Source organism: Cupriavidus sp. HPC(L), assembly GCF_000307735.3.
In the GTDB taxonomy this organism is placed as follows: Bacteria; Pseudomonadota; Gammaproteobacteria; order Burkholderiales; family Burkholderiaceae; genus Cupriavidus.
In genome coordinates this window covers 1-5,601 of record NZ_AMPR02000200.1, presented here as the reverse complement: position 1 = coordinate 5,601, position 5,601 = coordinate 1, and the positions used below count along the sequence as shown (strand labels likewise).

Sequence of the window (5,601 nt, the reverse complement as noted above, 5' to 3'; positions counted from 1 at the left end):
AGAACGCCGCGCCGCGACAGCGCCGCACCGGCCGCCGCCAGCGCCGCGGGCGTGGCCAGCGACAGCGCGCACGGGCAGCTGACCACCAGCACCGCGACGGTCACCATCAGCGCGCGCGCCGGGGCGATGGTCCACCACAGCAGCCCCACGGCCAGCGCAATAAGCAGCAGCGCCGCGACGAACCACGCCGCCACGCGATCGGCGATCACCGCGAGGCGCGGCTTGTCCGCCAGCGCACGCTCCAGCAGCGCGACGATTTCGGCCAGGCGCGTGCTTGCTCCGACGCGGCGCACTTCGATCACCAGCGGACTGCTGGCGTTGTAGCAGCCGGCCAGCACAGATTGCCCGGGCCCGCGCGGCACCGGCCGGCTCTCGCCGCTCAGCATCGACTCGTCCAGATCGCTGCCCCCTTCGACGATCTGGCCGTCGGCCGGCACGATCTCGCCGGCCCGCACGCGCACGCGGTCGCCCGGGGACAGCCGCGCGACCGGCACGCGGCGCTCCGTGCCATCGGGCAATAACTGCTCGCAGGTGGCCGGCAGCTGCCGCGCCAGCATCTCGGCGCCGCTGCGCGAGGCCTGCCGCACGCGCAATTCGAGATAGCGTGCCAGCAGCAGCAAGGCGACGAACATCGTCACCGAGTCGTAGAAGACCTCGCCGCTGCCGCGCACGGTGGCAAGCAGGCTGGCGCCGAACGCCGCCGCCAGGCCCAACGCGACCGGCACGTCCATGCCGACATGGCGCTGGCGCAGGCTGCGCCAGGCGCCCGCAAAGATCGGCGCCGCGCTGTAGACGATCACCGGCAGCGTCAGCGCGAGGCTCGCCCATTGCAGCAGCCGCAGATGCGTCGCGGCGATCGTGCCCTCGTGCGTATAGACGGGCCACGCGTACATCATCACCTGCATCATGCCGAGCATCGCCACCGCCAGCCGCATCAGCAGCCCGCGCCGGGCCACGCTGTCCCGGCGGTCCGCCGCGGAGAACTCGAACGGCCACGCGGTGTAGCCGATATCGGCGAGCGCGCCGAGCAGCCCCGCGACGGTCAGCGCGCCGCCGCGCCAGCGCACCAGCACGCGGCGCGTGGCCAGATTGGCGACCGCCGACTCGACGCCGGGCAGCTGCGCCAGCTTCTGCTCGATCAGCCAGGCGCAGGCGGCGCAGCGTATGTTCTCGGGCGCCAGCGTGATTTCGAAGCGGTGCTGCGGTCGTTCCTGCGCCCGCGCCTGACCCGCGCCATCAAGCCGCCGCACGAAGCGCGCGCGCAGCTCGTCGGTGTCGTAGGCCTGCCAGACCGGCTCCAGCCGCGCCCGTGCCGCCGCGTCGAGCGGCCGGCCGAAGCGGAATTCGCCGGCATACAGATGTGCAAAACCGGCCTGGTCCAGTGCCTGCGCCAGCGCCAGGCAGCCGGCGCAGCAGAAGCGGCGCGATCTCCCGCCGACCTGCGCGCGCAGCACGTCCGGCGCGGCGCCGGCCGGCAGCCCGCAGTGGAAGCACGAGGTGGCGTCCGCGTTGGCGTCCGTAGCGGCGTCCGCCTGCACGGCGGACCCGGATGGTTGGGCGTGGGAAGAAGGGGCGAAAGCGATCGGCATCGTGGTCCTGGATGTCCGATCGATTCTAGGGATCGCCGCCGGGCGGCGGTTTGATCCCGGTCAAGGCGCACGCAAACGGCGCCCCTGACTGAGCTGCGGCGTGCCGGGGCCGTTCAGGCCAGCTCGGTAGCGCCGGTGCGCCGCGGCGCCTCGAGATACTCGCGCGACTGCATCTCGATGATGCGCGACACCGTGCGATGGAATTCGTTGGCCATCTGGCCTTCGACATAGAGCTCGTCGGGCGGCACCTCGGCCGACATCAGCAGCTTGACCTTGTGGTCGTAGAACACATCGACCAGCCAGGTGAAGCGGCGCGCCTCCGACGACATCCGCGGCGTCATCTTCGGCACGTCCGACAGGATCACCGTGTGGAAGCGCTCGGCCAGCTCCAGATAGTCGTTCTGCGAACGCGGGCCGCCGCACAGCGTGGCGAAGTCGAACCAGACCACGCCGTTGGCCTTGCGCAGCGCGTGCAGTTCGCGCTTTTCGATATGCAGGATCGGCGATTCGTCGGCGATGCCGGCCAGCGCCGTGAAGGAATCCCGCAGCGCCGCGCTGGCCTTGGCGTCCAGCGGCGTGTAATAGGCCTGCACCTGTTCCAGCGTGCGCTTGCGGTAATCGATGCCGGCATCGACGTTCAGCACGTCGAGCTTGCGCTCGAGCAGCGCGATCGCCGGCAGGATGCGGTCGCGATGCAGGCCGTCCGGATACAGCAGGTCCGGGCGGTAGTTCGACGTCATCACGAACTGCACGCCATTCTCGAACATCTGCTCGAGCAGCCGATGGAGGATCATCGCGTCGGCGACATCGCTGACATGGAATTCATCGAAACAGATCAGCCGGTACTTGCGGGCGATCCGTTTGGCCAGCTCGTCCAGCGGATCGGGCCGGCCGCGCAGTTCCTCGAGCTGGCGGTGCACCTCGCGCATGAACTCGTGGAAATGCAGGCGGGTCTTCCTGACCACCGGCACGCAGTGGTAGAAGCTGTCCATCAGGAACGACTTGCCGCGCCCCACGCCACCCCACAGATAGACGCCCTTGGGTACCTCGGGCCGGATCAGCAGCTTCTTCAGCGCATTGTTGCGCCGCTGCTTGTAGGCGACCCATTCGTCGTAGCACTGCTGCAGCCGCGCCACCGCGCGCAACTGCGCCTCGTCGGACCGATAGCCGCGCTGCTGCAGTTCGTGGTGGTAGTACTCGGTGACGTTCATTGGGGGAAGGAGTGGTAGCGGAGCATCGGCGGCCCCGAACGCATGGCGTACGCCGTCGCACCGCGAGACTCCCGTCTCCCGCTTGCGGGAGACGGGCCGGGGGAGAGGGAGAGCAGCGGCCGATCGACCGGCAGCGCCCTTGCAAGCGCCCCTGCAAGCGCTCCTGCCCTCTCCCCAACCCTCTCCCGCAAGCGGGAGAGGGAGCAGATTGTCGCCAGCGCCCTCGCTCCCGCGATCAGCAAGCGGGAGAGGGAGCAGGTTGTCGCCAGAGCGTCGGCCACCGCAATCGGCGAGCCGGCGAAGGCGACACCGGACTTACATATTGAGCTGACGCTTGTCCACCGCGAGCGCGGCTTCGCGCATCACCTCGGACATCGACGGGTGCGGGTGGCACACGCGGCCGATATCCTCGCTGGCGGCCTTGAACTCCATCGCCACCACGGCTTCGGCGATCAGGTCCGACGCATTGGCCGCGACCACGTGCACGCCCAGGATCTCGTCGGTCTTGGCATCGGCCAGCATCTTGACGAAGCCGTCCGAGGCGCCCATGCCCAGCGCGCGGCCGTTGGCCACGAACGGGAACTGGCCCGACTTGTACTCGCGCCCCTCGGCCTTGAGCTGCTGCTCGGTCTTGCCGACCCAGGCGATTTCCGGGTAGGTGTAGATCACCCACGGAATGCAGTTGTAGTCGATGTGCGGCTTCTGGCCGGCGATGCGCTCGGCCACGGCCACGCCTTCGTCCTCGGCCTTGTGCGCCAGCATCGGGCCGCGCACCACGTCGCCGATCGCCCACAGGCCCGGCACCGAGGTCGCGCAGTGGTCGTCGACCGGAATGAAGCCGCGCTCGTCGGCAGCCAGGCCGATCGCGTCGAGGCCCAGGTTGTCGGTATTCGGCACGCGGCCGACCGACACGATCAGGCGATCGACTTCCAGCGTCTGCGCGTTGCCGTCCTTGTCGGTGTAGCTCACGGTGACGTTGTTGTCGCCGGTCTTGACCTCATTGACCTTGACGCCCAGGCTGAACTTCAGGCCCTGCTTGGTCAGCAGCTTCTGCGCTTCCTTGGCGACGCCTTCGTCGGCGGCACCCAGGAACGCCGGCAGCGCTTCCAGCACGGTCACGTCGGCACCGAGACGGCGCCACACCGAGCCCAGCTCCAGGCCGATCACGCCGGCGCCGATCACGCCCAGCTTCTTCGGCACCTCGGCGAACTTGAGCGCGCCCTCGTTATCGTTGACCAGCTTGTTGTCGACGGGAATGCCGGGCAGATGGCGGGCCTTCGAACCGGTGGCGATGATCACCTGCTTCGCGGTGATGGTCTCGGTGCCGGCCTTGCCGGCGATCTCGACCTGGAAGCCGTCGGCGTTCTTGCCGACGAACTTGCCGAAACCCTTGAACAGCGTGACCTTGTTCTTGCGGAACAGGAACTCGATGCCCTTGGTCATCTTGCCGACGATATCGTCCTTGCGCTTGAGCATCTTGGCGATATCGACCTTGACGTCGCCCACGGTGATGCCATGGTCGGCCAGGTGGTGCTGCACGTTCTCGTACTCTTCGGACGAGGCCAGCATCGCCTTCGACGGGATGCAGCCGACGTTCAGGCAGGTGCCGCCCAGGCGCGCTTCGCCCTTCGGATCGTCGTACGGATTGCCTTCGCAGCAGGCGACGTTCAGGCCAAGCTGGCCCGCGCGGATCGCGGCGATATAGCCGCCGGGGCCCGCGCCGATCACCAGCACGTCGAATTGTTTGCTCATGGGAATTCCTCGTTGCGTCGGCGCGCCCTGCCCGACTCGGGTCGGGACCGGCGCGCGGCATGGTGTTGCATTCGGTTGGCCGCCGGGCTCGCCCCAAGCGGCGCGCGGTCTCCGCCAGGGAGACCGCGGTGGATGCTGCGATTACAGGTCCAGCAGCAGGCGGGCCGGATCTTCCAGCGCTTCCTTCATCGCCACCAGGCCCAGCACGGCTTCGCGGCCGTCGATGATGCGGTGGTCGTAGGACATCGCCAGGTAGTTCATCGGACGGATCACGATCTGGCCGTCCTCGACCACGGCGCGGTCCTTGGTCGCGTGCACGCCCAGGATCGCCGATTGCGGCGGGTTGATGATCGGGGTCGACAGCATCGAGCCGAACACGCCGCCGTTGGAGATCGAGAAGGTACCGCCCGACAGCTCGTCCAGCGACAGCTTGCCGTCACGGGCCTTGGCGCCGAACTCGGCGATCTTCTTCTCGATGTCGGCCAGGCTCATCTGGTCGGCATTGCGCAGGATCGGCACCACCAGGCCGCGCGGCGAACCGACCGCGATGCCGATGTCGAAGTAGCCGTGGTAGACGATGTCGTTGCCGTCGACCGAGGCGTTGATGATCGGGTACTTCTTCAGCGCATGCACGGCCGCCTTGACGAAGAAGGACATGAAGCCCAGCTTGACGCCGTGTTCCTTCTCGAAGCGGTCCTTGTACTTGTTGCGCAGATCCATCACCGGCTTCATGTTGACTTCGTTGAAGGTGGTGAGGATGGCGTTGGTCTGTTGCGATTGCAGCAGACGCTCGGCGATACGGGCGCGCAGGCGGCTCATCGGCACGCGCTCTTCCGGACGATCGCCCAGCGCGGCGAAGTCGACCGGTGCGGAGACCTGCTGCAGCGCCGGCTTGGCGGCCGGGGCCGGGGCGGTCTTGGCGGCGGGCGCCGAACCGGCGGCGAGCACGTCGCCCTTGGTGATGCGGCCATCCTTGCCGGTGCCGGCGACCTGGCCGGCCGACAGGCCCTGCTCGGCCATCAGCTTGGCGGCCGACGGCATCGCCACGG

At 68.5% G+C, this 5,601-nt stretch carries 4 protein-coding genes; all 4 read right to left on the bottom strand.

The features are described 5' to 3' along the window. The coding region (locus B551_RS12700; protein ID WP_157071974.1) for a heavy metal translocating P-type ATPase at positions 1 to 1,589 on the bottom strand (1,589 nt) is incomplete at its 3' end. 113 nt (positions 1,590 to 1,702) lie between these two features. Then, entirely contained in the window at positions 1,703 to 2,800 is a 1,098-nt protein-coding gene (gene zapE / locus B551_RS12695; RefSeq protein WP_006578589.1) for a cell division protein ZapE, read from the bottom strand. A gap of 315 nt (positions 2,801 to 3,115) precedes the next feature. Further along, positions 3,116 to 4,552 carry a dihydrolipoyl dehydrogenase gene (gene lpdA, locus B551_RS12690; RefSeq protein ID WP_006578588.1) on the bottom strand — a complete coding sequence of 479 codons (1,437 nt, stop codon included), beginning with the start codon at positions 4,550 to 4,552 and terminating at the stop codon, positions 3,116 to 3,118. A gap of 141 nt (positions 4,553 to 4,693) precedes the next feature. Beyond that, positions 4,694 to 5,601 (bottom strand): 2-oxoglutarate dehydrogenase complex dihydrolipoyllysine-residue succinyltransferase (gene odhB / locus B551_RS12685; RefSeq protein WP_043439330.1); only part of this gene is annotated, 908 nt, incomplete at its 5' end.